General features: G+C 61.6%; 17 protein-coding genes. 13 read left to right on the plus strand and 4 right to left on the minus strand.

Features of this window, described 5'->3' with window-relative positions; all coding sequences use genetic code 11:
- Positions 1–691: 691 nt before the first annotated feature.
- The 5 genes from AAFP29_RS00920 to AAFP29_RS00940 all read left to right on the plus strand — a co-directional run bounded on the left by AAFP29_RS00920 (position 692) and on the right by AAFP29_RS00940 (position 5376).
- Positions 692–1783, plus strand: a complete 1092-nt coding sequence (locus AAFP29_RS00920) for a Re/Si-specific NAD(P)(+) transhydrogenase subunit alpha (RefSeq protein ID WP_419215421.1) — start codon at positions 692–694, stop codon at positions 1781–1783.
- Positions 1783–2088: an NAD(P) transhydrogenase subunit alpha gene (locus tag AAFP29_RS00925; RefSeq protein WP_007318912.1), complete on the plus strand. Its 306-nt coding sequence runs from the start codon at positions 1783–1785 to the stop codon at positions 2086–2088. Before AAFP29_RS00920 ends, AAFP29_RS00925 begins: the two co-directional genes overlap by 1 nt.
- Positions 2085–3599: an NAD(P)(+) transhydrogenase (Re/Si-specific) subunit beta gene (locus AAFP29_RS00930; RefSeq protein ID WP_419215422.1), complete on the plus strand. Its 1515-nt coding sequence runs from the start codon at positions 2085–2087 to the stop codon at positions 3597–3599. Before AAFP29_RS00925 ends, AAFP29_RS00930 begins: the two co-directional genes overlap by 4 nt.
- Positions 3600–3765: 166 nt before the next feature.
- On the plus strand, positions 3766–4203 hold the full coding sequence (locus AAFP29_RS00935) for a DoxX family protein (protein ID WP_419215423.1): 438 nt from the start codon (positions 3766–3768) through the stop codon (positions 4201–4203).
- A 162-nt stretch (positions 4204–4365) separates the two neighbouring features.
- Complete coding sequence (locus AAFP29_RS00940; protein ID WP_419216313.1) at positions 4366–5376, plus strand: YdcF family protein; 1011 nt, start codon at positions 4366–4368, stop codon at positions 5374–5376.
- Positions 5377–5383: 7 nt separating this feature from the next.
- Here AAFP29_RS00940 and AAFP29_RS00945 read toward each other — a convergent pair whose 3' ends face one another.
- Positions 5384–6133, minus strand: a complete 750-nt coding sequence (locus tag AAFP29_RS00945) for a metallophosphoesterase (protein ID WP_419215424.1) — start codon at positions 6131–6133, stop codon at positions 5384–5386.
- 60 nt (positions 6134–6193) lie between these two features.
- Positions 6194–8797: a non-homologous end-joining DNA ligase gene (ligD, locus tag AAFP29_RS00950; protein WP_419215425.1), complete on the minus strand. Its 2604-nt coding sequence runs from the start codon at positions 8795–8797 to the stop codon at positions 6194–6196.
- Between the two features lie 228 nt (positions 8798–9025).
- Between ligD and AAFP29_RS00955 the strand changes: the two genes are divergently transcribed.
- From AAFP29_RS00955 to AAFP29_RS00970, 4 genes are all read left to right on the plus strand, one after another.
- Entirely contained in the window at positions 9026–9961 is a 936-nt protein-coding gene (locus AAFP29_RS00955) for a Ku protein (RefSeq protein WP_419216314.1), read from the plus strand.
- Between the two features lie 112 nt (positions 9962–10073).
- Positions 10074–11609: a flavin-containing monooxygenase gene (locus tag AAFP29_RS00960; protein WP_419215426.1), complete on the plus strand. Its 1536-nt coding sequence runs from the start codon at positions 10074–10076 to the stop codon at positions 11607–11609.
- Between the two features lie 50 nt (positions 11610–11659).
- Positions 11660–12943 carry an MFS transporter gene (locus AAFP29_RS00965; protein ID WP_419215427.1) on the plus strand — a complete coding sequence of 428 codons (1284 nt, stop codon included), beginning with the start codon at positions 11660–11662 and terminating at the stop codon, positions 12941–12943.
- An 80-nt stretch (positions 12944–13023) separates the two neighbouring features.
- Positions 13024–14775 (plus strand): DUF3556 domain-containing protein, encoded by a 1752-nt coding sequence (locus AAFP29_RS00970; protein WP_419215428.1) that lies wholly within the window; start codon positions 13024–13026, stop codon positions 14773–14775.
- 85 nt (positions 14776–14860) lie between these two features.
- On the opposite strand, the gene AAFP29_RS00975 is transcribed toward AAFP29_RS00970, so the two are convergent.
- On the minus strand, positions 14861–17104 hold the full coding sequence (locus AAFP29_RS00975) for an MMPL family transporter (protein ID WP_419215429.1): 2244 nt from the start codon (positions 17102–17104) through the stop codon (positions 14861–14863).
- A gap of 174 nt (positions 17105–17278) precedes the next feature.
- On the opposite strand from AAFP29_RS00975, the gene AAFP29_RS00980 reads away from it, so the two are divergent.
- Both AAFP29_RS00980 and AAFP29_RS00985 read left to right on the plus strand, forming a co-directional pair.
- Positions 17279–17752: a DUF4334 domain-containing protein gene (locus tag AAFP29_RS00980; protein ID WP_419215430.1), complete on the plus strand. Its 474-nt coding sequence runs from the start codon at positions 17279–17281 to the stop codon at positions 17750–17752.
- 10 nt (positions 17753–17762) lie between these two features.
- Positions 17763–19067 carry an alpha-hydroxy-acid oxidizing protein gene (locus AAFP29_RS00985; RefSeq protein WP_419215431.1) on the plus strand — a complete coding sequence of 435 codons (1305 nt, stop codon included), beginning with the start codon at positions 17763–17765 and terminating at the stop codon, positions 19065–19067.
- Between the two features lie 2 nt (positions 19068–19069).
- On the opposite strand, the gene AAFP29_RS00990 is transcribed toward AAFP29_RS00985, so the two are convergent.
- Positions 19070–19960 (minus strand): oxygenase MpaB family protein, encoded by an 891-nt coding sequence (locus tag AAFP29_RS00990; protein WP_419215432.1) that lies wholly within the window; start codon positions 19958–19960, stop codon positions 19070–19072.
- A gap of 74 nt (positions 19961–20034) precedes the next feature.
- Here AAFP29_RS00990 and AAFP29_RS00995 point away from each other — a divergent pair, with 74 nt between their 5' ends.
- Both AAFP29_RS00995 and AAFP29_RS01000 read left to right on the plus strand, forming a co-directional pair.
- The gene (locus AAFP29_RS00995; protein ID WP_419215433.1) at positions 20035–20676 is read left to right on the plus strand and encodes a TetR/AcrR family transcriptional regulator; all 642 of its coding nucleotides are present in this window, start codon (positions 20035–20037) and stop codon (positions 20674–20676) included.
- Between the two features lie 49 nt (positions 20677–20725).
- A complete protein-coding gene (locus AAFP29_RS01000; protein ID WP_419215434.1) occupies positions 20726–21367 on the plus strand; it encodes a TetR/AcrR family transcriptional regulator in 642 nt (213 codons plus the stop codon).
- The last annotated feature ends 20 nt before the right edge of the window (positions 21368–21387 follow it).

A 21387-nucleotide genomic window follows, 5' to 3' on the forward strand; every position in this document is an offset into this window, starting at 1 on the left:
CGATCAGGTGGACATGGCCCACCGGTATCGATCAGGTGGCGCGAGCTGACAATTGGTGGGGGCATCGGCGGGTCACGATCGTCGGCCAGCCAGCGACGCTCGGGATCCAGGTAGGCCAATTGTATTGGGGCTCAACGGGACTCGGCCCTACGACGACACGGTCTCCAGAACAGTTCGACTGCCGATGCCCGAGACCGCGGCCACCATCCACCGACAGCGGATTCCCACTCCTCGCGTGGTGCAGGAGAGGTTGTATCGCCGAGTCGATTGGCAATTTCCGGTGACTGATCCCGATCAGGCCGGGTCAGGTCATCGGGTGCGGCCGCAGCGAAGGCGATGCGACGGTCAACCGTAGCGCCGCGATCGGCGATGACGATCCGAACTGCCCGATATGTGGACAGGCCAACCTCAGATCCACCCTGGGCGGCGCTGACCCCGCAACGCGCTGAACAGGCAGGCCCGCTCGTGGCGGCGATCTACTGGACGGTATGCCTGTGACTGTGACCACACCGGCCGGAACCCGATGATAAGGGCGTGCTATGTTCATCGCACATTTTTGATCAAGGTGGCAGCCAACTGGTTGCACTACCGCGTGTCGCAGTCGCTTGAGCACCGCACCGCAGTACTGCGCGCCAGTACTGTTGTGCAGCACGATCTTCGCGCGACGCGCACCCGAAAAGGTGATTAGGTTATGAGCGTCGGTGTCGTGCGCGAAACCGCATCGGGAGAACGCCGTGTGGCGTTGGTACCGAAAGTGGTTGAAGCGCTAATCAAGAAGGGTGTCCCGGTCGTCGTTGAATCGGGTGCCGGGTTGGGGGCGTTGATCCCTGACGAGTTGTTTACCGCTGCGGGTGCCACCGTCGGCGATCCCTACGGAGCCGACGTCGTGGTGCGGGTAGCCGCGCCCAGTGACGACGAGATCGGCAAACTGCGGAGCGGACAGAAGCTGATCGGCTTCCTCGCTCCACGCAATGCCGACAACAAGATCGGCGCGTTGACTTCAGCGGGTGTGGAAGCCTATGCGGTAGAAGCGATTCCGCGTATTTCCCGCGCGCAGGTGATGGATGCGCTGTCGTCGCAGGGCAATGTGTCGGGTTATAAGTCGGTGATCGTCGCGGCCGATTTGGCTACCCGATTCTTCCCTATGCTGACCACGGCCGCTGGGACCGTCAAGCCGGCCACCGTGTTGGTGCTGGGTGTCGGTGTGGCGGGTCTGCAAGCGCTGGCTACCGCCAAGCGGTTGGGCGCTCGGACTACCGGCTACGACGTGCGGCCAGAGGTCGCTGAGCAGGTCCGGTCGGTCGGCGCGCAATGGCTCGATCTAGGTATCGACGCAGCCGGTGAGGGCGGCTATGCCCGAGAACTCACCGCCGAAGAACGTGAGAAGCAGCAGCAGGCACTCGAAGATGCGATCAAGGGCTTCGACGTGGTGATCACAACCGCACTGGTGCCCGGCCGTCCGGCACCGCGGTTGGTTACCGCCGCGGCCGTCGAGGGTATGAAGCCGGGCAGTGTCGTAGTCGATCTGGCCGGTGAAACCGGCGGCAACTGCGAACTGACCGAGCCGGGGGAGACCGTCGTCAAACATGACGTCACAATCACCTCGCCGCTCAATCTGCCGGCGACGATGCCCGAGCATTCCAGCGAGCTGTACGCCAAGAACCTGCTGGCCTTGATCGAGTTGATGCTCGACGACAACGGAGTCATCGCACCGGATTTCGATGACGAAGTCATCGCCGCAGCGTGTGTGACACGCGATGTCTCTGAGGAGGCGAAAGTCTGATGTATACCGAACTTCTATCGAATATCGCGATTCTGGTGCTGGCCGGATTCGTAGGTTTCGCGGTCATCTCCAAGGTGCCCAACACACTGCATACGCCACTGATGTCGGGTACCAACGCCATTCACGGCATCGTCGTGCTCGGCGCACTCGTCGTGCTGGGCAAACTGCCGGCCGATGCCAACTGGGGCGTGCGGATTATCGCGTTCGTCGCGTTGGTATTCGGCACGTTGAACGTTGTCGGCGGGTTCGCGGTGACCGACCGCATGCTTGGCATGTTCAAGGGTAAGAAGGAGGCGGCCAAGTGAGCTCGTCTGTCTTGAGTGTGGCGGCGGGCGACTCCGCTGTGGTGTCCGAAGCTTTGGGTTACGGCGTGACGGTCCTCTACATCGTCGCGTTCTCCCTCTTTATCTACGGTTTGATGGGCCTGACCGGGCCCAAGACCGCGGTGCGCGGCAACTGGATCGCAGCCGTCGGTATGGGTATCGCGATCATCGCGACGCTGCTGGGTGTGTACAACTCGGCTGGTGATGTCGGGGTGCCGACCATCAACTGGGTCCTGATTGTGGCGGGCCTGCTCGTCGGCGTCGTACTGGGGATTCCGCCGGCGTTGAAGACGAAGATGACTGCGATGCCGCAGCTGGTGGCGTTGTTCAACGGTGTCGGCGGCGGAACCGTCGCGTTGATCGCGTGGGCCGAATATATCGAATACCGCGGCTTCACCACGGTTCCCGAGGAGCCGAATGTAGCGGTGATCGTCGGATCGCTATTCGCGGCGATTATCGGTTCGGTGTCGTTCTGGGGTTCGCTGGTCGCGTTCGCGAAGCTACAGGAACTGCTGAACAAGAACCTTGAAAAGAAGTTCGTCGCCGCCGCCAAGGTCTTCCAATTGACCAATATCGTGTTGGCGTTGGTCGCGATCGGAATCGCCGTCTACATCGGCCTCAAAGCCGGTGCCGGTGATGGCCCGACGCCGTGGTTCTGGATCGTCGGACTGCTGGTGGCGGCGGGTCTGATGGGCCTGTTTGTGGTGTTCCCCATCGGCGGTGCGGATATGCCGGTCGTCATCTCACTGCTCAACGCACTGACCGGTCTCTCGGCTGCGGCGGCCGGCTTGGCGCTGAACAATCAGGCGATGATCGTCGCCGGCATGATCGTGGGCGCATCGGGTTCGATCCTGACCAACCTGATGGCCAAGGCGATGAACCGATCCATCCCGGCGATCATCTTCGGATCGTTCGGCGGAAGTGATGACGCCGCTGTGGGTGGCGCCAGTGCTGACGGCGGCACGGTCAAGGCGACATCAGCCGCCGACGCCGCGATCCAGATGGCCTACGCCAACCAGGTCATCGTGGTGCCCGGCTACGGTCTGGCTGTCGCTCAGGCGCAGCACGCGGTCAAGGAAATGGCAGCTCTACTCGAGGCCAAGGGCGTCGAAGTGAAATACGCGATCCACCCGGTCGCTGGACGTATGCCCGGACATATGAATGTGCTGCTCGCCGAGGCGGATGTGCCATATGACGCGATGAAGGAAATGGACGACATCAACGGCGAGTTCAGCCGCACCGACGTCGCCATCGTCATCGGCGCCAATGACGTCACCAATCCGGCCGCGCGCAACGATCCGAGTTCACCGATCCACGGTATGCCGATCCTCAACGTGGATCAGGCGCGGTCAACGATTGTGCTCAAGCGTTCGATGAGTTCCGGCTATGCGGGTATCGAGAATCCATTGTTCTTCGCGGACGGAACGTCGATGTTGTTCGGCGACGCCAAGAAGTCGGTCGGTTCGGTGATCGAGGAGCTGAAGGCGTTGTAGTCGCACCCTTTTCTTTCCCCTACGGCGGGCCCGGACGCAAACGTGTCCGGGCCCGCCGCAGTTCGCGGGTGTTTCGTGCGCGGCGATGAGTTTTTCTGCGCCGCTTGGTCTATCACTGTGAAGCCGCTTCCCAGCCACGGATTTACAGACCACTCAGGAGCACATCATGACCACCTTCTCGCCCCAAGAAATCATCGATGCCGTCCCCGCCGAGGGATCGCCCCGACGCAGCCGGTCCGCGATCGTCGGCATCGTGATGAGCGTTCTCGTCGGCGCGTTCCTCGTATTCGACGTCATCGGTAAACTCACCCGCCCCGAAGCCGTCGTCGATGGGATGGCCAAGCTCGGCTTCCCCGTTGACCAGGCCGCTATCATAGGTGTTGTACTGCTTGTTTGCGTTGTGGCATACGCGATTCCGCGTACCGCTGTCCTCGGCGCGCTGGGTGTTACGGCATATCTCGGCGGCGCGGTCGCCGCGAATATGCGTATCGAGGCACCGCTGTTCAGCACCACGCTCTTCGCCGTCTACCTCGGAGTGTTCATGTGGATCGGGTTGGTGCTGCGTCGTCCCGAACTGCTGAAGGTTGTGGGCCTCCGCCGCTGACGCCCCGCCCGCAAACCCCACTCGGACGGTCAAACCCAGCACCTGATGGCGCTGGGTTTGACCGTTGGTATTGGGTTTGCGGAGGTCGGAGCGTTATCGAGCTGGAATGCGCGTGGGCCCCAACCGTTGCCAATCGACCGTACTGTTACGCAAGTGACTAGAGTGACTACTCCTAGACGGTTCAAGATCGCAGCTGCCGGTGTGATCGCCGCCGCGGCCATCGGCGGCACGGTTGTCGGCACTTTGCCGCAGACGTCGACGACGTCGGTGACACATACCGCCGACACCGTCGATGCCGGGAAGCTCTACAACTCCGCGCAGAAGAAGTTCGCCTCTGGCGACGTGACCGGCGGGTTGGCCGATCTTGCCACGGCGCTCAAAGCTGTCGCCAATGATGCCGATGCTCTTGCGCTGCAAGCGATCTGGTCCGACCAGGCCGACGACACCGCGACCCGCGACGCGGCTCTCACTAAACTCTCAACCGTCAACTCGACCGCCGCGGCCACGGCCCGCAACGTCATCGACGGCGTGAGTGCGGCCGCCGCGATCATCCCCGATACCGCTCCCAAGGCAGTTGGCGGACGTACCGCGATCGTCGTACTCGGCTACGGGCTGACCGCGAGCGGCAAGATGGCGTCGGAACTCGTCAACCGCGTCACCGCGGGCAAAGGGCAAGCCGACGTTGCCGCCACGGCTCCGATCGTCGTCACCGGCGGCGCGCCGAAGAAGGGCGTCACCGAGGCATCGGCGATGCGAAAGTGGTTGGTGGACAAAGGGATCTCCTCGGCGCGCATCACCGCCGAAGACAAGTCGACGTCGACGGTGTCGAATGCCCAGAACACCGCGGCCTTGCTCAAGCAGCGGGGGATCTCCGACATCGTGTTAGTCACCTCGCCGGATCATATTCGCCGTGCCGCAGCTGATTTCGCCGGCGCAGGATTGAAGGTGACCGCAACTGTCACCACCGCGACCAACCTGAGCAAGTACAGCAAGGCATTGACCAAGGATCAACAAAAGGGGATTCGCCTCGAATCCACCCGCGCAGCAAAGATTCCGGTCACCAAGACCGAAGGAATCCAGCTGCCGGGTTCGCTACCCGATACCGGGCCGGGGTTGATCACCGAGATCGGCGGCAAGATTATCGAGAGTTTGATAACCGGCAGCAAAGGCTAAGCGACGGTTAGTGTTTCGGAGTCGCTACGCGGAAATGCGTGGTCAGGCGCTCGTCGTCGAGGAGATGAAACGCGATCGACGGTGGTTGCGAAACATTGACGACGCCGGTGCCTTCGAACGGCAGATTCAACGTCGACGACACCCCCGGTGCCAGGCATAGCGGCCGACCGGCGAATGTGGTGACCGCGGGGGTGTGTGCGTGCCCGCAGAGCAGTCCAGCGATATTCGGATGTGCGGCGACGAGATCAGCCAGCCGATCCTCGCCGGTCTGTCGAATCACATCCATCACCGGCATATGCAGTACTACCGGCGGATGGTGAAACGCGAGGAGAATCGGCGTCGACGAACCTACCTCACTGATTCTGCTCCCGACATATTCCAGAGTCGCATCAGTGAGGTAGCCACCGGCCGAATCGGGAATCGAACTGTCCACCGCGATGATTCGCAGATCGTCGGCGTCACCGGAACGATGTGGGATATCCAGAATCGAATTCTCCGGTAGCCCGACGACGTCGCGGTAAGTCAGCAGGTCGTCGTGATTGCCGATGGTGGTCAGCGTCGGGAGATCGGACCTCACGGTCGATACGAATTCCTCGTATTGTTCGCGAGCGCCGGTATCGGCGATGTCGCCAGTGATCAGGAGCGCGTCGATGCCGGCGGAGTACTGATTGATGTACTCGACGGCCGCTTCATTTCGACGCCGGTTGTAATCCGTGCCGTTGAAATGGAGGTCGCTGATGTGCGCGACGACAAACATGCCAACAGGCTATCGAGAGATCGTCGATGATGCCCATCCGGTATCGCCTGTGGCGAGAAGTTATAGGTCGCCGGGCAATTTGTCGCGTCGAATACCGCGCCAACTTGGGTGGCGTAGATGCCCGGTCGAAGTCCAATCCATAAACTGCACTTCGCCGACGATCTTCGGGAGCACCCAGATCGCGCTGGCCGCCACCGGTCGATCGATATTGTCCAGGAATGGCGATCGGCGAATCCGCAGCGGCTCGAGTTCTTCGACCAGCGCGGCCAGCGACGCGTCGGTGAATCCGGTGCCCACGCGCCCGACATAGCGCAAGCCGGTCTCTTCGGGCAGCCCGAGGAGCAGCGAGCCGATCGTGTTGGCGCGGTTACCCTGACCGGGCCGCCAGCCGCCGATGACCACCTCGATATCACTCCAATTCTTATGTTTGAGCCACCGCGTGCTCCGACGCCCCTGTTGATATATCGAGTCTCTGCGTTTTGCGACCACTCCCTCGAGATTGTGGTCGCGGCTGTACTGTGCCGCAGCCTTGCCTGGCCCCGGCAACAATGGCGGAACCTGCGCATATGGCGAGTGCCGGAATAACGGTGCCAGCTCGTCGAGTACTTGGCGGCGCTCCCGCCACGGTGTTTTGAGGAGCGAGGTGCCATTGAGGAACAGCACATCGAATACGTAGAACCGCAGCTCATAAGGCTCGGTCGTATTGCGCCGCGAGGCCAGGAGAGTGAAATTCGTTCGGCCCGACGGATCGATTGCGACCACTTCGCCGTCGAGGACCACCTCGAGCATTCCAAGTTCGTCGGCCAACGATTGAAGTTCGGGGAAGTCGGCGGTCATATCCAATCCCGATCGCGAGGTGAGACGCAGATTGCCGTTCAGGTAGCGCAGGATGATGCGATAGCCGTCCCACTTGCCCTCGAACGCCCACTCCGATTCCGTGAGGTTGTCGATGGGTTCGTCGGTGGCCAGCATCGGGCGCGGGTCGCGCAGGCTGTCGGGCAGGATGGGCCTCGGCTCGTCGGACATCAGGTGAGCCAGCCAGTTCTTCTCCCCAGTGCGAATGAGCACGTAGCGCCCCTGGATCCGATCACCGTGTAAGCGGACGATGATCTCCTTGTCGCGCCATTTCTCGGTCTCGTAGGTGCCGCGATCCCAGATCTCCACATGACCGCCGCCGTATTCGCCGGCCGGGATATCGCCAGCGAAGTTGGCGTAATCCATCGGATGATCCTCGGTTTGCACAGCTAGCCGATTCTGGTCCGAGGTCACTGGAAGATTCTTCGGGATCGCCCAACTCACCAGCACGCCATCGCGCTCCAAGCGGAAGTCGTAGTGCAGGCGTCGTGCGTGGTGCTCCTGAATGACAAAGATCGGCCCGCCGGGCTGCCCGGTGTCGTCGGTTGACTCGTCGTCTTCGACCGCCCGCGCGCGGTGGGCGTCATCGCTGAACGGCTCAGGCGTCAACGAAGGATTCCGTTTACGTCGGTACTCACCGAGACTCACGACGCTCGACGGAGCTTCGGCCCGAGCTGGTGGCGCGGTCAGCGGGGCGTCGAGTCCGGCGAGCAGATCGCCGTCGTGCTCGACCCGCTCGAGTACTTCGGTGTAAATGAGTTGTCGCAGATCGGGTTCGGCCAGCTCCGCCCAGGTTCGCGGTGCGGCAACCCACGGCTGTTCCCGCCCGCGTAACGAATACGGTGCCAGGGTGGTCTTCGACCCGCTGTTCTGGCTCCAGTCGATGAACACCCGACGGTCACGCACCGCCTTCGACATCGAGGCCGTCACCTCATCGGGATGAGCGGCCGCCAGGGAGGTGGCGATCTGCTTCGCGACGGCGCGCGCCGCGTCGGGGGAGACCGGATCGTCGAACGGAGCATAAACGTGAATTCCCTTGCCGCCACTGGTGACTGGGAACGCGGTCAGGCCCGCCGCGCTGAGTAGCTGGTTGATTTCGATGGCGACCTGTGCGCACTGATACAGCGCGACGTCGGGACCCGGGTCAAGGTCGAGCACCAGCCGGGTCGCTTTGAACGACGGATCCTTCTTATCGGCGCCGGTGACAATCGGCCCGCTCGCTGCGCTCCCGGCGCCGGTGACATTCGGCCCGCTCGCTGCGCTCCCGGCGCCGGTGACATTCGGCCCGCTCGCTGCGCTCCCGGCGCCGGTGACATTCGGCCCGCTCGCTGCGCTCCCGGCGCCGGTGACATTCGGCCCGCTCGCTGCGCTCCCGGCGCCGGTGACATTCGGCCCGCTCGCTGCGCTCCCGGCGCCGGTGACATTCGGCCCGCTCGCTGCGCTGGTTCGCCATTGCGGCACATGCAATTCCAGCGCCGCTTGTTGCGCAAGCCACACCAGGTCGGCACGCTTGTCGACAATCGGATAGTGAATGAGTCGTTGGCTGTGTTCGATCGCGAAGCGCCGCAAGAAATTCGGAGCTGCGGCCGGGAGGTCCTTCTCGAAGAACGGCTGCGACTCAACGCCATTGGGCCAGCGTTTGCGGGTGACGAGCCGGTCGACGATATGCGGCAACATCACCTCGGCGATCCGCGTGTAATAGTCGATCACGTCGTATTTCCGAGTGCCCGCCTCGGGATAGAGAACCTTGGTCAGGTTGGTGACCGAGATCTGATATCCGTCGACGTCGATTGAGTTGCCCGGAGCCATGCGGACCATTGTCCACCCGCACGTCACACAGGGGTGCAATGCACCGAGTGGAAGTATCGTCCTTCCGATGGCGGGAACACCGACAACATTTGGGCGAGTACAGGAGCACAATTCCACCCAACTTGTATTGGTGGCCACGGCATCGGTCAGTTATGTCGCCGACGGGTGACACGGCCGCGTCTAACGACCGAGTAACACTCCTCGCCGATGTCGCTGCTCAATGGCACAATGGCCACCATGCGCTCGATCTGGAAAGGCGACCTGAGCTTTGGTCTGGTCAACGTGCCCGTCAAGGTTTACTCGGCGACGGAATCACATGACCGTAAAGCGACCCAGGTCGATTCCAAGGACGGCACGCGGATTCGCTACCGTCGGGTGCGCGAAGGTACCGACACCGAGGTCGATTTCGCCGACATCGCGAGCGCCTACGAGGCAACAAACGGCGAGACGGTAGTCCTCACTAAAGACGACCTTTCGTCGATGCCGGTGCAGAAAAGTCCCGAGATCGCGATCCTGGAATTCGTTCCGCGCGAGCAGATCGACCCGATCTACTTCGACAAGCCGTATTACCTAGAGCCGTCGTCGAAATCGCCGAAGGCGTACGTATTGCTAGCGAAAGCACTGGAAGAGACCGACCGGCTCGCCATCGCGAATTTCACGTTGCGGAACCGGACGCGATTGGCCGCGCTTCGGGTCGTCGACGGCGTGATGACGTTGCAAACTCTGCTCTGGCCCGACGAGGTACGAACACCCGACTTCGGTTTCCTCGGTGAGGATGTGCAGATCCACGATCAAGAGCTCGCGATGGCGTCGTCGCTGATCGACACCATGGCCCGCGACTTCGAGCCGTCAGAGTTCTCCGATACCTATCAGGCCGAGCTGACCAAACTGATCGACGCCAAATCCGAAGGTGCCGAGGCATTCCCCGAGGCCGACGCCACCGATGAGGAAGACGACGATTCCGAGGTGGCCGATCTGCTGGCCGCGTTGCGCGCGTCGGTGAAGGACCGCGACGCCGAACCAGCCGAGCCGAAGGCCGTGCCGGCAAAGAAGGCTCCCACCAAAGCCGCGGCAAAGAAGGCGCCAGCCAAAAAGGCTCCCGCGAAAAAGGCGGCGAAGAAGGCGCCGGCGAAGAAGGCTGCGGCGAGCAAGGCCGCGAGCTGACCCCGCAGGGAAGCCCTTTCCTACGCTGCGCGACTGTGACAATATGGGTTGTCATGATTCGTGGGGGTCTGCACGCGAACAGCCCCGTCAGGCCCCAGGGAAGGTAGCGCAAATGTCATCGAAGGATCCTCAGTACACCGACGTGCTGATCGTCGGAGCCGGTCTATCGGGCATCGACGCCGCGTACCGCATCCGCGAACGCAACCCACAGCTGCGCTACACGATCGTCGAGCAGCGCGAACGGATTGGCGGCACCTGGGACTTGTTCCGGTATCCGGGGGTGCGCTCGGACTCCGACATCTTCACTCTCAGTTTCCCATTCCGCCCCTGGCGCAAGACTCGCACTATCGCCGAAGGCGACGAGATCCGGGAGTATCTCGAAGACACCGCGCGTGAGTTCGGCATTGACAAGAACATCCGGTTCGGAATTCGTGTCGAATCTGCCGACTTCGACACGACTACCGACCTCTGGACCGTCGTCGGCCGCTCGGGGGACGAGGAGCGGGTGTTCACCGCACGATTCCTCTACGTTTGTTCGGGTTATTACCGCTACGACGAGGGATATTTACCCGACTTCCCTGGTCTCGAGAATTTCACCGGGCAGGTGGTCCACCCGCAGTTCTGGCCCGAAGACCTCGACTACAAGGGTAAGAAGGTCGTCGTCATCGGCTCCGGCGCCACCGCGGTGACGCTCATTCCGTCGATGGCCGACGACGTCGAGAAGATCACGATGCTTCAGCGCTCGCCCACTTACATGATGGCGCTGCCCGAGAGTGACATCATGACCAAGGCGATGCTCAAACTGCTCCCCCCGACACTCGCCCACAAACTGCTTCGGATACGAAATGCCTTGGGCACCTTTGCTTTCTACCTGTACTGCCGACTATTTCCGAAGCTGTCGCGTAAGACGTTGCGCGGCATCGCCAAGGTCATGTTGCCGTCGGACTTCCCGGTCGATACCCACTTCAAGCCGAGTTACGCGCCGTGGGATCAGCGCCTATGCGTCATCCCGGATGGTGATCTCTACACCGCGATCAGTAAAGGCAAAGCCGACGTGGTCACCGACACGATCGATCACGTCGCCAAGAACGGGATCGTCTTGGCGTCCGGCCAAAAACTCGACGCCGACATCATCGTCACGGCAACTGGCCTGCAGCTTGTCGCATTCGGTGGCGCGTCAATCAGCGTCGACGGTGTGGAGTTCAAGCCCGGCGATAAGTACGCCTACCGCGGGTACATGCTGAACGATGTACCGAATATGGCCTGGTCGGTCGGCTACACCAACGCCTCCTGGACGCTGCGTGTCGACCTCACCTCACAAGCCGTCGCCAAGTTGCTCGCGTATATGGGCGAGCGCGGATACACCCACGCCTACCCGACGGCCAACGGTGCCCAGATGCCCCATCACGCGCTGATGGAACTGAGTTCCGGGTATGTCCAACGTGCCGAGGGTGCCCTACCCAAAGCATCTGACCGCAATCCCTGGCTAGTGCGACACAACCTGGTTCTTGACGCGATCGATGCTCGCAGGTATGACCTCACCGAGGCGATGGTGTTCGGTACCGTCGCGAAAACCGAGAATGTAGCGACGACACCCAAGTCCGAGAATGTCGCCAAGTCGGGCGATACCGAGGCGCTGGCCGGCTAAGCGTCGAAATTGGGTGGCGTCCTGACGGTGTCATCGGCTGTAATTCTTAAGTGAGCATCGCGGCCGACGGCGTCTGGAAGGTGCTGCGCCCGTTGTCGGCTGCGCAGTACCGTCGTCTTGCCGCTGGTCTGGTGCTCGCCCTTTTCGGCGACGGCATGTGGACGGTCGCGGTTATCTGGCAGGTGATCGCACTCGGCGGCGGAGCCGGTCAGGTTTCGATCGTCTCAGCGGTAGCAGCGGTTGGCATGGTTGCCTCGACACTCGCCGGTGGTGTACTCGCCGATCGGGTATCGCAGCGATTGATCATCATCGGCCTGGAAGTGACCAAGGCGGCTGCGGTCGGCACCGCCGGGATCGCGGCGTTGACTGGTCATCTGACATTCACACACCTGATCGTCGTCGCGGCGGTCAGCGGAGTAACCACGGGTATCTACTATCCCGCCTACTCAGCATTGCTGCCGAGAGTTATCGAAGCACGAGATATTCAGGCTGCCAACGGAATCGAGGGATTTCTTCGCCCGGTCATCTTCCAGGCGCTCGGCCCGATGTTGGCCGGTGCGGCTATCGCCACCGCATCGCCGGGGCTGGCGCTCGGCCTGTCGGGGGTGTGCAGCGCGGGCGCGGCTGCATGTTATTTGTCGATGAAACCCGTTGAACTGCAGCGGAAATCGGATGACAGGCCGTCGATCGCCGGCGACGTGGTGGACGGATTTCGCTATATGTGGCGGACGCCCTGGTTGTGGGCGACGCTATTCTTCGCTACCTTCCTCGTCCTGTTGACGATGGGGCCGATTGAGGTCCTGGTGCCGTTCGTGCTCAAGGACCGGATACATGGCGACGCGGGTGATCACTCGCTGGTGCTCGCCGCCTTCGGTACGGGTGCCGCGGTCGGTTCGCTGATCTTCGCGGCGTTGCCTATGCCGAGGCGATACTTGACCATCATGTTCGGGTTGTGGGCGGTCAGTGGTATTCCGCTGGTGGTATTCGGTGTCGCACAGCATCTTTGGGTGTTCATCGTCGCGGGATTCATCTTGGGAATCGCATTCGACGGCCCGATGGTGTTGTGGGGCACGTTATTACAGCGTCGGGTGCCGTCGGAGTTGTTGGGTCGAGTGGCGAGTCTGGATTTCTTCGTGTCCATCGCGTTGATGCCGGTGTCGATGGCGCTTGCCGCGCCGGTCGCCGACGCGATCGGACTGACCGCCGTGTTCGTGATCGGCGGCCTGGCGCCGATCCCGTTCGCCGTCGCGTTCTATCTAATGGCGCGGCTATGGCACGACGAGATCGCGAATCCATTGCGTGAGGCCGAGCCGGAAATGGTGGAGAGCGGCTAGCAGTGGGCCAAACTCATTACACTCCAACAGGTCTCCGGAAAAACTAGAACAAGTTCCACCTATTGTGTTAGCGTCCGGCAATGGGCTTTCGCACACAGGACGCGCCATCGGTCGCCGACTTCGACGAGTGGAGTAAGGGCACGCGTGCCGAGAAAATAGTGCCGATGGCCCGACATTGGGCCGAGGTCGGGTTCGGCACCCCGGTAGTCCTGCACCTGTTCTACGTCGTGAAGATCCTTGCCTACGCCGGGGTCGGCCTGCTGGTGGTGTCCACGACGTCGGGGATCGGCGGCATCGGGGATATCGGCGACTGGATCTACGAACCCATCGTCTTCGAGAAGGTCGTGCTCTACACGATGCTATTCGAGGTGGTCGGTCTGGGTTGCGGATTCGGTCCGCTCAACAATCGGTTCTTTCCGCCGCTGGGATCCATCCTATATTGGTTGCGCCCCAACACTATTCGACTTCCCCCGTGGCCGAATGCGGTGCCGCTCACGCGGGGTAGCGCCCGGACGCCCGTCGACGTCGTTCTGTACGCGGCGTTGTTCGTATTGCTGATCATTGGGATTGTCTCCGACGGCACCGGGCCGATCAAGCAGTTGGACACCGACATCGGGGTCCTGCCGGTCTGGCAGGTGGCGGCGATCGTTGGCGTGCTGACACTATGCGGGCTGCGTGACAAGTCGATCTTTCTCGCCGCTCGTGGTGAGGTCTACGGGTCATTGACGCTCGCGTTCCTGTTCACCGGAGTGGATGTTCTGATTGCCGCGAAACTCGTTTTCCTGATGATCTGGGTCGGGGCCGCCGTGTCGAAGTTCAACCGCCATTTTCCGTTCGTCATCTCGACGATGATGTCGAATAATCCAGTGCTACGGCCACGTTGGCTCAAGCGGAAGTTCTTCGCCCACTTCCCCGATGACCTTCGGCCGAGTCGACTGTCGCGGGTAGTCGCGCATGTGGCAACCGCGATTGAGTTATGCGTCCCGCTGGTCTTGTTCTGCACGCACGGCGGATGGCCGACCGCTCTCGCGGCGGCGGTGATGGTCTGCTTCCATCTGGGAATTCTGGCGTCGATTCCGATGGGTGTCCCGCTGGAGTGGAACGTTTTCATGATCTTCGGCATCGTGTTCTTATTCGTCGGGCACGCCGAGATTGGGCTGCGAGACCTCACCAGCGGGTGGCCGGTGGTGCTATTCGTGGTGCTGGCGAGTGTGGTCGTGATGGGAAACCTGTTGCCGCGCAAGGTGTCCTTCCTTGCCGGGATGCGCTATTACGCGGGCAACTGGGATACCTCGTTGTGGTGTATGACGTCGTCGGCGTCGGCGAAAGTCGCCGAAAACATTGTGGCGATCGCCAGTATGCCCGCAGCTCAGATGGAGCGGTATTATGGCAGTCCGGAGACTGCGCAGCTATACCTGTATATGGGATATGCCTTCCGCGCCTTCAACACTCACGGTCGGGCGATGTTCACCCTCGCTCACCGAGCGATGGCCGGATACGACGAGTCCGACTTTGTTCTCACCGACGGTGAACGTATCTGCAGCACTGCGATCGGCTGGAATTTCGGTGACGGGCATATGCACAACGAGCAACTTATCGCCGCGTTGCAGCAGCGGTGCGCATTCGAACCCGGTGAGGTTCGAGTGGTACTCATTGACGGTCAGCCGATCCAGACGCAGCGGCAGCGGTACCGACTAGTCGACGCCGCGACCGGAGAGTTCGAATCCGGTTATGTCCGCGTCGGCGACATGGTGTCGCGGCAACCGTGGGATGACACGATCCCGGTGATCGTCGACGACGACCCCGCGCCCCCCGGAAAATCGTCCGAATAGCCGTCTGCCAAGGGCATATTGCCCTTGGCAGACGACTATTCGGACGAAATTCCCGGCGGGCCGGGAGCGTGGTTGATTGATCGGATCAGACGGACGCCGGCTCCGCCTCACTCTCGGCACCGTCGATCGAGATCTCGCGAATGGCGCTGCCCTCGATGTCGACATTGGGCAGGATCTTGTCGAGCCAGCCGGGGATCTTCCATGCCCAATCGCCCATCAACGCGGTAACAGCGGGCACGACGATCATCCGGATGATGAAGGCGTCGAAGAACACTGCCGCCGCCATCGCGAAGCCCATCATCTTTGCGGTCGTATCCGGTACGAGCATGAAGGATACGAACACCAGGATCATGATGAGAGCCGCCGACGATACGACGCGGGCACCGTGCTGATATCCGACGATGACTGCCTGTTTGGCCGGTACGCCGTGTACGTATTCCTCGCGCATTCGAGACACCAGGAACACCTGATAGTCCATCGCCAGACCGAAGACCACACCGATCAGGAAGATCGGCAGGAACGAGATAATCGGCTTGGGGTGCTCGATGATGCCCAGGTTGCCCTCCTGGAAAATCCAGACGGTCGCGCCGAATGTTGCCAGCACCGAGAACAGGAATCCGATGGTTGCGGTCAACGGAACCAGGATCGAACGGAACACGATCATCAAGATGATGAATGCCAACCCGATCACGATGATCAGGAACGGAATCAGGGCATCAGACAGCTTCTTGGAGATATCCGACATGATCGCGGTCTGCCCACCGACATGGATCTCGGTGCCCGGTGGAGCATTCTTCGCGTAGTCACGGATCTGCTCCATCAGCGTGTTGGTTTCCGGACCGCTCGGCGAATGCTCGGGCACGACGACGATCATCGTGGCCTGTAACGGTCCCTGTGCGGGCTTCGCCGGATCGGCTTGGTTATTCGGAACCGGTACTAGCGCTTTGGCATTCGCGACGTTGTCGAGTGTCGCGATATGCGTGACGGCTTCCTTAGATGCGAGCGCGACGTCGCCGTTCTCGCCGGTCTTATTGACCACGACGAACAGCTGGCCGCCGCTCACGCCTTCACCGAAACCCTTGGACAGCAGTTCGATTGCCGACGCTTCGTTGTCGGTGCTTGACGACATTCCCAGCTGCATATTCGTCATCGGAATCGCGCAAACGGCAAGTGCGGCAAGGCCGATGACGGCGATGGGCGCCGGGAAGCGGGTAACGAACTTCGCGAAACGGAGGCCGTTGGACGGCTGCGAATCGGGCTCGTCGCCATGCCGCACGCCGGGAATCCGCGGTGAGAACGCGAACCGGCCGAAGGCACCGAGAATCGCTGGAATGAGGGTAATGGCACCGAGAACGGCGATCACCACGGCGAGTGCCGCTGCGAGACCCATCTGGGTGACGAATGGAATCCCGACTACCGCGAGGGCCGCGACGGCGATCACGACCGTCAGTCCGGCGAACACCACCGCTGAGCCGGCCGTGCCGACGGCACGTCCTACCGCGGCCTCCCTGGACCCGCCTAGATTCAATTCCGATCGATACCTGGACACGATGAACAGTGCGTAGTCGATCGACACCGCGATGCCGAGCATCAAGATGATGGTCGTCGAACTCTGCTGGACATTGAGGAAGGTCGCGCTCAGAGTCACCAGCATCATCGTCAGCATCACGCCAACGAGTGCGGTGACGATCGGGATGAACGCTGCGAGTAGTGCGCCGAAGGCCACAATCATCACGATGAACGCGACACCGAAACTGATCAGTTCAGCTGAGCCGCCTTGCGCGAAGACCTGCTGGAGTGCGCCGGTTCCTTCGACTTGCAGACCGCCGCCCTGATGACGTTTCAGGAGGTCCTGGAACTGAGTCATATCCGGGGTCTTGAGGTCCTCGCGGCTGATGTCTTGATTGACGACGATCAGCCCGACTTTGCCATTGTCGCCCAACACCTGCGCCGCGATGGCGGGCTGCGCCTTAGCCGCGGTTACCGGGTTGACGACGGTATTCGGATCGATGATTTTCGGCAGTGTCTTCTTGGCGTCATCGACTAGTGCGTTGATCTGCTTCTCGTGATTGGCCAGGCCGTCGTCGGCTGCGACGACGATGGTGGTGCTGGCCTTGAGCAACTGATCGTTAGTCGACTTGAAGTGCTCATTCATCACCGACATCGCGCGATCGGAGTCGGTACCCGGCAACTCGAAGTCAGTTGCGAACTTGGGCTTGGTGATGCCGACGGCTGCGCCGGCCAACACCAATACGATGAGCCATACGGCTATGAACCACCATTTCTTCCGATACGCCAGGCGTCCGAGTCGATACAGTGCAATTGCCACTGCGGGCATCCTCCCAATAGACGAATGTCAGGCCCAGCGGCTCCAACGAACCGGGGCTTCGCTACAGCGTACTGGGAAACTGTGAGTGAGTAACAGTGGCGCCAGCCACAGTGTCGCGCGGCCTAGTGCGACGCGGGCCACAACGTCTCGGGCAGACTAACTACTATCAGATATATGACTTTGGAACCCAGGACCCGCTTCTTCGATATCGTCGCCTCGGGCGAGACTTCGCAGCCGCAGACGCTCGACGAAATCTGGGCGGTACTGCCGACGGTCCGCATCGACGAGATTCTCGGACCGTGGCGGGGCGGGGAGTTGCCGACCGGCCATCCGATGGACGGGCAATTGGAGAAGGTCCGTTGGCATGGCAAGACTTTCACGTCCGCTTACGACGTACAGCCGCTGGTCTGCCGCGACGACGCCGGTGAGCTGTACTCCAACAAGGAATTAGGGCACGGCGAAGCGAGTCTGTGGCATGTCGAGTTCCGTGGCGAGGTGACGGCGTCGATGGTCTACGACGGACAAGCGGTCATCGACCACTTCAAACGGGTAGACGAGGACACTCTGATGGGAATTATGAACGGCAAGACCTCGCTGGTCCGCGATCGACACTTCTACTTCTACCTACAGCGCGACGAGGCACGCTAGTCTCGCATCCATGACTGACCAGACGCCGGACGCACCGGCTCCCGGCCGAGCCCGCCAGAACGAGATCTACACCGAAGGTATTCACGATCGCGTTCCGTCAGTTCCCACCGATTTCGGGGAGTTGGAGCGACGCGCGAAAGCAGCTATGTCGCAACGCGCTTGGGCCTATATCAGCGGCGGCGCGGGTGAGGGTTCGACGATGACGGCCAATCGTCGGGCGCTGGATCGGTGGGCAATCGTTCCGCGCGTACTGCGCGACGTATCGCAACGCTCGCTCACGACGGAACTGTTCGGTCAGCAGTTGCCGGTGCCTCTGCTGTTCTCCCCGGTCGGCGCCGGCGGTTTGGTGACTCGCAATGCCGATGTCCATATCGGTCGTGCCGCAGCGCAATTGGGGATTCCATATATCTTCTCCAACCAGGGCAGCGCGCCGATGGAAGATGTCGCTGAGGCAATGGAAGATGTGAAACCCGGTGCGCCGCGATGGTTTCAGATGTACTGGTCGACCGACGACGAACTTGTCGACAGCTTCCTGGGCCGAGCCGAGGCGATGGGAGCGGGTGCCATCGCGGTCACCCTTGACACGACGATGTTGGGTTGGCGCCCACAGGATTTGAACCTCGGTTCGCTGCCTTTCGCGCGGGCGGAGGGAATCGCCCAGTACACCCGCGACCCGCGGTTCGCGCAGATCGTCGCGCAGCGTCTCGCCGACGCCGACGCTGCCGAATCGCCCAAGCCTTCCCTTGGTGCGATCAAGACGCTGTTCGAGATCGCCCGCAATGTGCCGGGGTCGATGCTGAAGAATTTGACGGCGAAAGAGCCGCGGGCATCGGTACAAACCTTTCTCGACATCTACTCGCGGCCGTCACTCAACTGGAATGATATTGCGGGACTTAGGGATCGGACCAAGTTGCCGATCGTGCTCAAAGGGATTCTGCATCCCGACGACGCGCGCCAGGCGATTGACCTCGGTGTTGACGGCATCATCGTGTCCAACCACGGCGGACGTCAGATCGACGGATCGATCGGTTCGGTCGACGCCCTCGTCGATGTGGTGTCGGCGGTCGACGGTCGCGCGAAGATCCTCGTCGACTCCGGAATCTACACCGGCGCAGATGTTTTCAAGGTTCTGGCGTTAGGTGCGGACGCCGCGTGTATCGGCAGACCGCATATGTACGGCCTGGCGCTGGCCGGCGTCGACGGCGCGCGGGATGCCGTCGCGAATATCATTGCCGAGCTGGATCTGACGCTAGGGCTGTCGGGTAATACCGATGTCGCGGCCCTTACCCCGGACGCGCTCAAGAAGGTTGGCTAGCTCTACACCAGCGATCGCCCGGTGCGGATGCGCCAGCGGACGTCGGCCAGCAGGATGTTGAACGGGAACAGTTGTAGCGAACGAGGGAGTTTGCGCACAATCGCACCGAGAATCTTGTTGTGCGTGTGGAAGATTCGCTCTTGCAGCGGGGAGAGCTGCATATCCATCATGGAGCGGAATTCGGTCGGCAGGAATCCGATCGCGAAGATCTCACTCCACCAGCCGAACAGCCGTGATGGTGTTTTGCCCATGAACTCGACGCGTGCCAGTCCTCGGAGGTAACGCTGTACCGGCGGATCGATCGTCAGCGTGGCGACGGTGTCATCCCAGTATTTGAGGAAGTCGGCGCGCGTCGCCGGCCACATCTCGCGGGGAACCTGCAGAGTCGTCCCCATGACTGAACCCTGTTGGTACGCCTCCTCGGTGATCGCCGCGGGGTCACCGTAGATTCGCTGCATATCCTCCCAGCCCCGGTACAGGCATGCGGCAACCCATAGTTGCAGGGTGGGATCGAAGGCGTGGTACTCGACCGGGCTGGATTCGGTGGAATACACCTGAGCGTGTGCCTTGCCAACCGCTTTGCGGTATGCCTTGCGATCGGCGGCCGAACCTAATGCCGCGACTGCGAGGTAACTCAATGTCGTGCGGGTGCGCTTCACCGGATGCTTGAGCAGATTGCCCGTCTCCACCCGACTTTCCACCACGCCGTAGCCCACCGCGGGCATCGCCAACTGCATGATCACATTCGCGGGTCCGGCCAGCAGAGCGATGCCGATCATCGGCATTTGGTCAACGCGCACCGCGTCGAGTTCTGCACGCGACACCCGCGCCGCAGGCTTTTCCAACGCCGCCGGTGCGGCCTGCGTGGATTGGTCCACCGCTTCTGCAGTCATGACATTCCTTTCTGACAACGCCCGTTTTCACTTTTATTGAACGGCCAGTAGGGTCGAGATGTCAAGATGGACCCATGAGTCCTGCCCAAAGTCCTACGCAAGTGGAGGGTTCGGCCTTGCGCGCATACGGCGGTGAAGGTGGCGATTCGCGTGTTGCCCGCCGTCGCGCGGCACTCATCAATTCGGCACTTGAGTCGCTAGGCGGCGACGGTGGCGGGGCGATCACCGTTCGCGGTGTCTGCAAAGCGGCCGGGCTGACCGCGCGCTATTTCTACGAGAGTTTCGACTCGGTCGATCAACTCGTCGCGGAGACTTTCGACGGAGTTATCGCCGAGATCACCGACAACGCACTCGCCGCGCTATCGCAGGGCCTCGACAGCGAGGACAAGGTCCGACGCGGCGTCGCCGCGATCGTTGAGGTCATCGCCGGCGACCGGCGTAAAGGACGGCTCCTGTTTTCCCCGACCTTGCTCAGTCCGACGCTAGCGCAACGTCGGCTCGACTCGACAGATGCGTTTGCGCTGCTGACGGTCGAATCCGCAGCTGGAATCTTCGACGTCGACGCCAGTCCCAGCACAATTGCGGGTGCACATTTCCTGGTCGGCGGATTCGCTCGGGTGCTTGCCGCGTGGCTGGACGGCCACGTCGAACTCAATGCCGATCAGATGGTCGAGGTGTGCACCGACATGCTTCTTGCTCAGCCGCGCTCACAGTAAACCGGCAGGTGGCGAGTGAGCGTTCTGTCGGTCGGGCTATGTTTGACAGATGACTGTGAGTCCGAGCTCTGCCACCGGCGCCGGATCGTCAGGCATCACCGGGTGGCGTGATTACGGGGAACCGCGCCTACCCGCACCATTGGCGGCCGCTCTCGAAGCCTTTGCCGAACACGGCTATCACGGCACGTCGGTGCGCGATATCGCCGCGCGAGCCAATCTCTCGGTTCCGGGTCTCTACCACCATTACCCGTCGAAGCAGTCACTGTTGCAGGGTTTGCTCGAGCTGACGATGACTGACCTGTTGGCTCGGTCGGAGCAGGCGATATCCGAGGCAGGTGCCGAACCCGTCGCGCAATTCGACGCCGTAGTCGAATCGTTGCTGCGTTTTCACATGTATCGCAAGGAACAGGCATTCGTCGGCTCGACCGAGATCCGCAGCATTGACGATCGGTACCGGGACGAATACATCGGCTATCGGGACCGTCAGCAGTACATGGTCGACGACATCGTATTGGCCGGCGCCGACGCCGGGGTGTTCACGACACGCTTCCCCAAAGATGCGAGTCGGGCCGTGACTACTATGTGCGTCGGCGTTTCAACCTGGTACAACGTCGACGGCGAGTTGGGTGCTGACGAACTGATTTCGCGCTACCTACAGCTGGCGCGCGACACCGTGGGGTATGCCGGCTAGAGCCGAGTACTTGACCTCGT

Source organism: Gordonia sp. CPCC 205333, assembly GCF_048537885.1.
Taxonomy (GTDB): Bacteria; Actinomycetota; Actinomycetes; order Mycobacteriales; family Mycobacteriaceae; genus Gordonia.

Bases quoted from the DNA above. Each gene is read 5' to 3' on its own strand.
- AAFP29_RS00920 (WP_419215421.1), top strand. From the start codon at position 692: ATGAGCGTCGGTGTCGTGCGCGAAACCGCATCGGGAGAACGCCGTGTG.
- AAFP29_RS00925 (WP_007318912.1), top strand. From the start codon at position 1,783: ATGTATACCGAACTTCTATCGAATATCGCGATTCTGGTGCTGGCCGGA.
- AAFP29_RS00935 (WP_419215423.1), top strand. From the start codon at position 3,766: ATGACCACCTTCTCGCCCCAAGAAATCATCGATGCCGTCCCCGCCGAG.
- AAFP29_RS00945 (WP_419215424.1), bottom strand. From the start codon at position 6,133: ATGTTTGTCGTCGCGCACATCAGCGACCTCCATTTCAACGGCACGGAT.
- ligD (WP_419215425.1), bottom strand. From the start codon at position 8,797: ATGGCTCCGGGCAACTCAATCGACGTCGACGGATATCAGATCTCGGTC.
- AAFP29_RS00955 (WP_419216314.1), top strand. From the start codon at position 9,026: ATGGCCACCATGCGCTCGATCTGGAAAGGCGACCTGAGCTTTGGTCTG.
- AAFP29_RS00960 (WP_419215426.1), top strand. From the start codon at position 10,074: ATGTCATCGAAGGATCCTCAGTACACCGACGTGCTGATCGTCGGAGCC.
- AAFP29_RS00970 (WP_419215428.1), top strand. From the start codon at position 13,024: ATGGGCTTTCGCACACAGGACGCGCCATCGGTCGCCGACTTCGACGAG.
- AAFP29_RS00980 (WP_419215430.1), top strand. From the start codon at position 17,279: ATGACTTTGGAACCCAGGACCCGCTTCTTCGATATCGTCGCCTCGGGC.
- AAFP29_RS00985 (WP_419215431.1), top strand. From the start codon at position 17,763: ATGACTGACCAGACGCCGGACGCACCGGCTCCCGGCCGAGCCCGCCAG.
- AAFP29_RS00990 (WP_419215432.1), bottom strand. From the start codon at position 19,960: ATGACTGCAGAAGCGGTGGACCAATCCACGCAGGCCGCACCGGCGGCG.
- AAFP29_RS00995 (WP_419215433.1), top strand. From the start codon at position 20,035: ATGAGTCCTGCCCAAAGTCCTACGCAAGTGGAGGGTTCGGCCTTGCGC.
- AAFP29_RS01000 (WP_419215434.1), top strand. From the start codon at position 20,726: ATGACTGTGAGTCCGAGCTCTGCCACCGGCGCCGGATCGTCAGGCATC.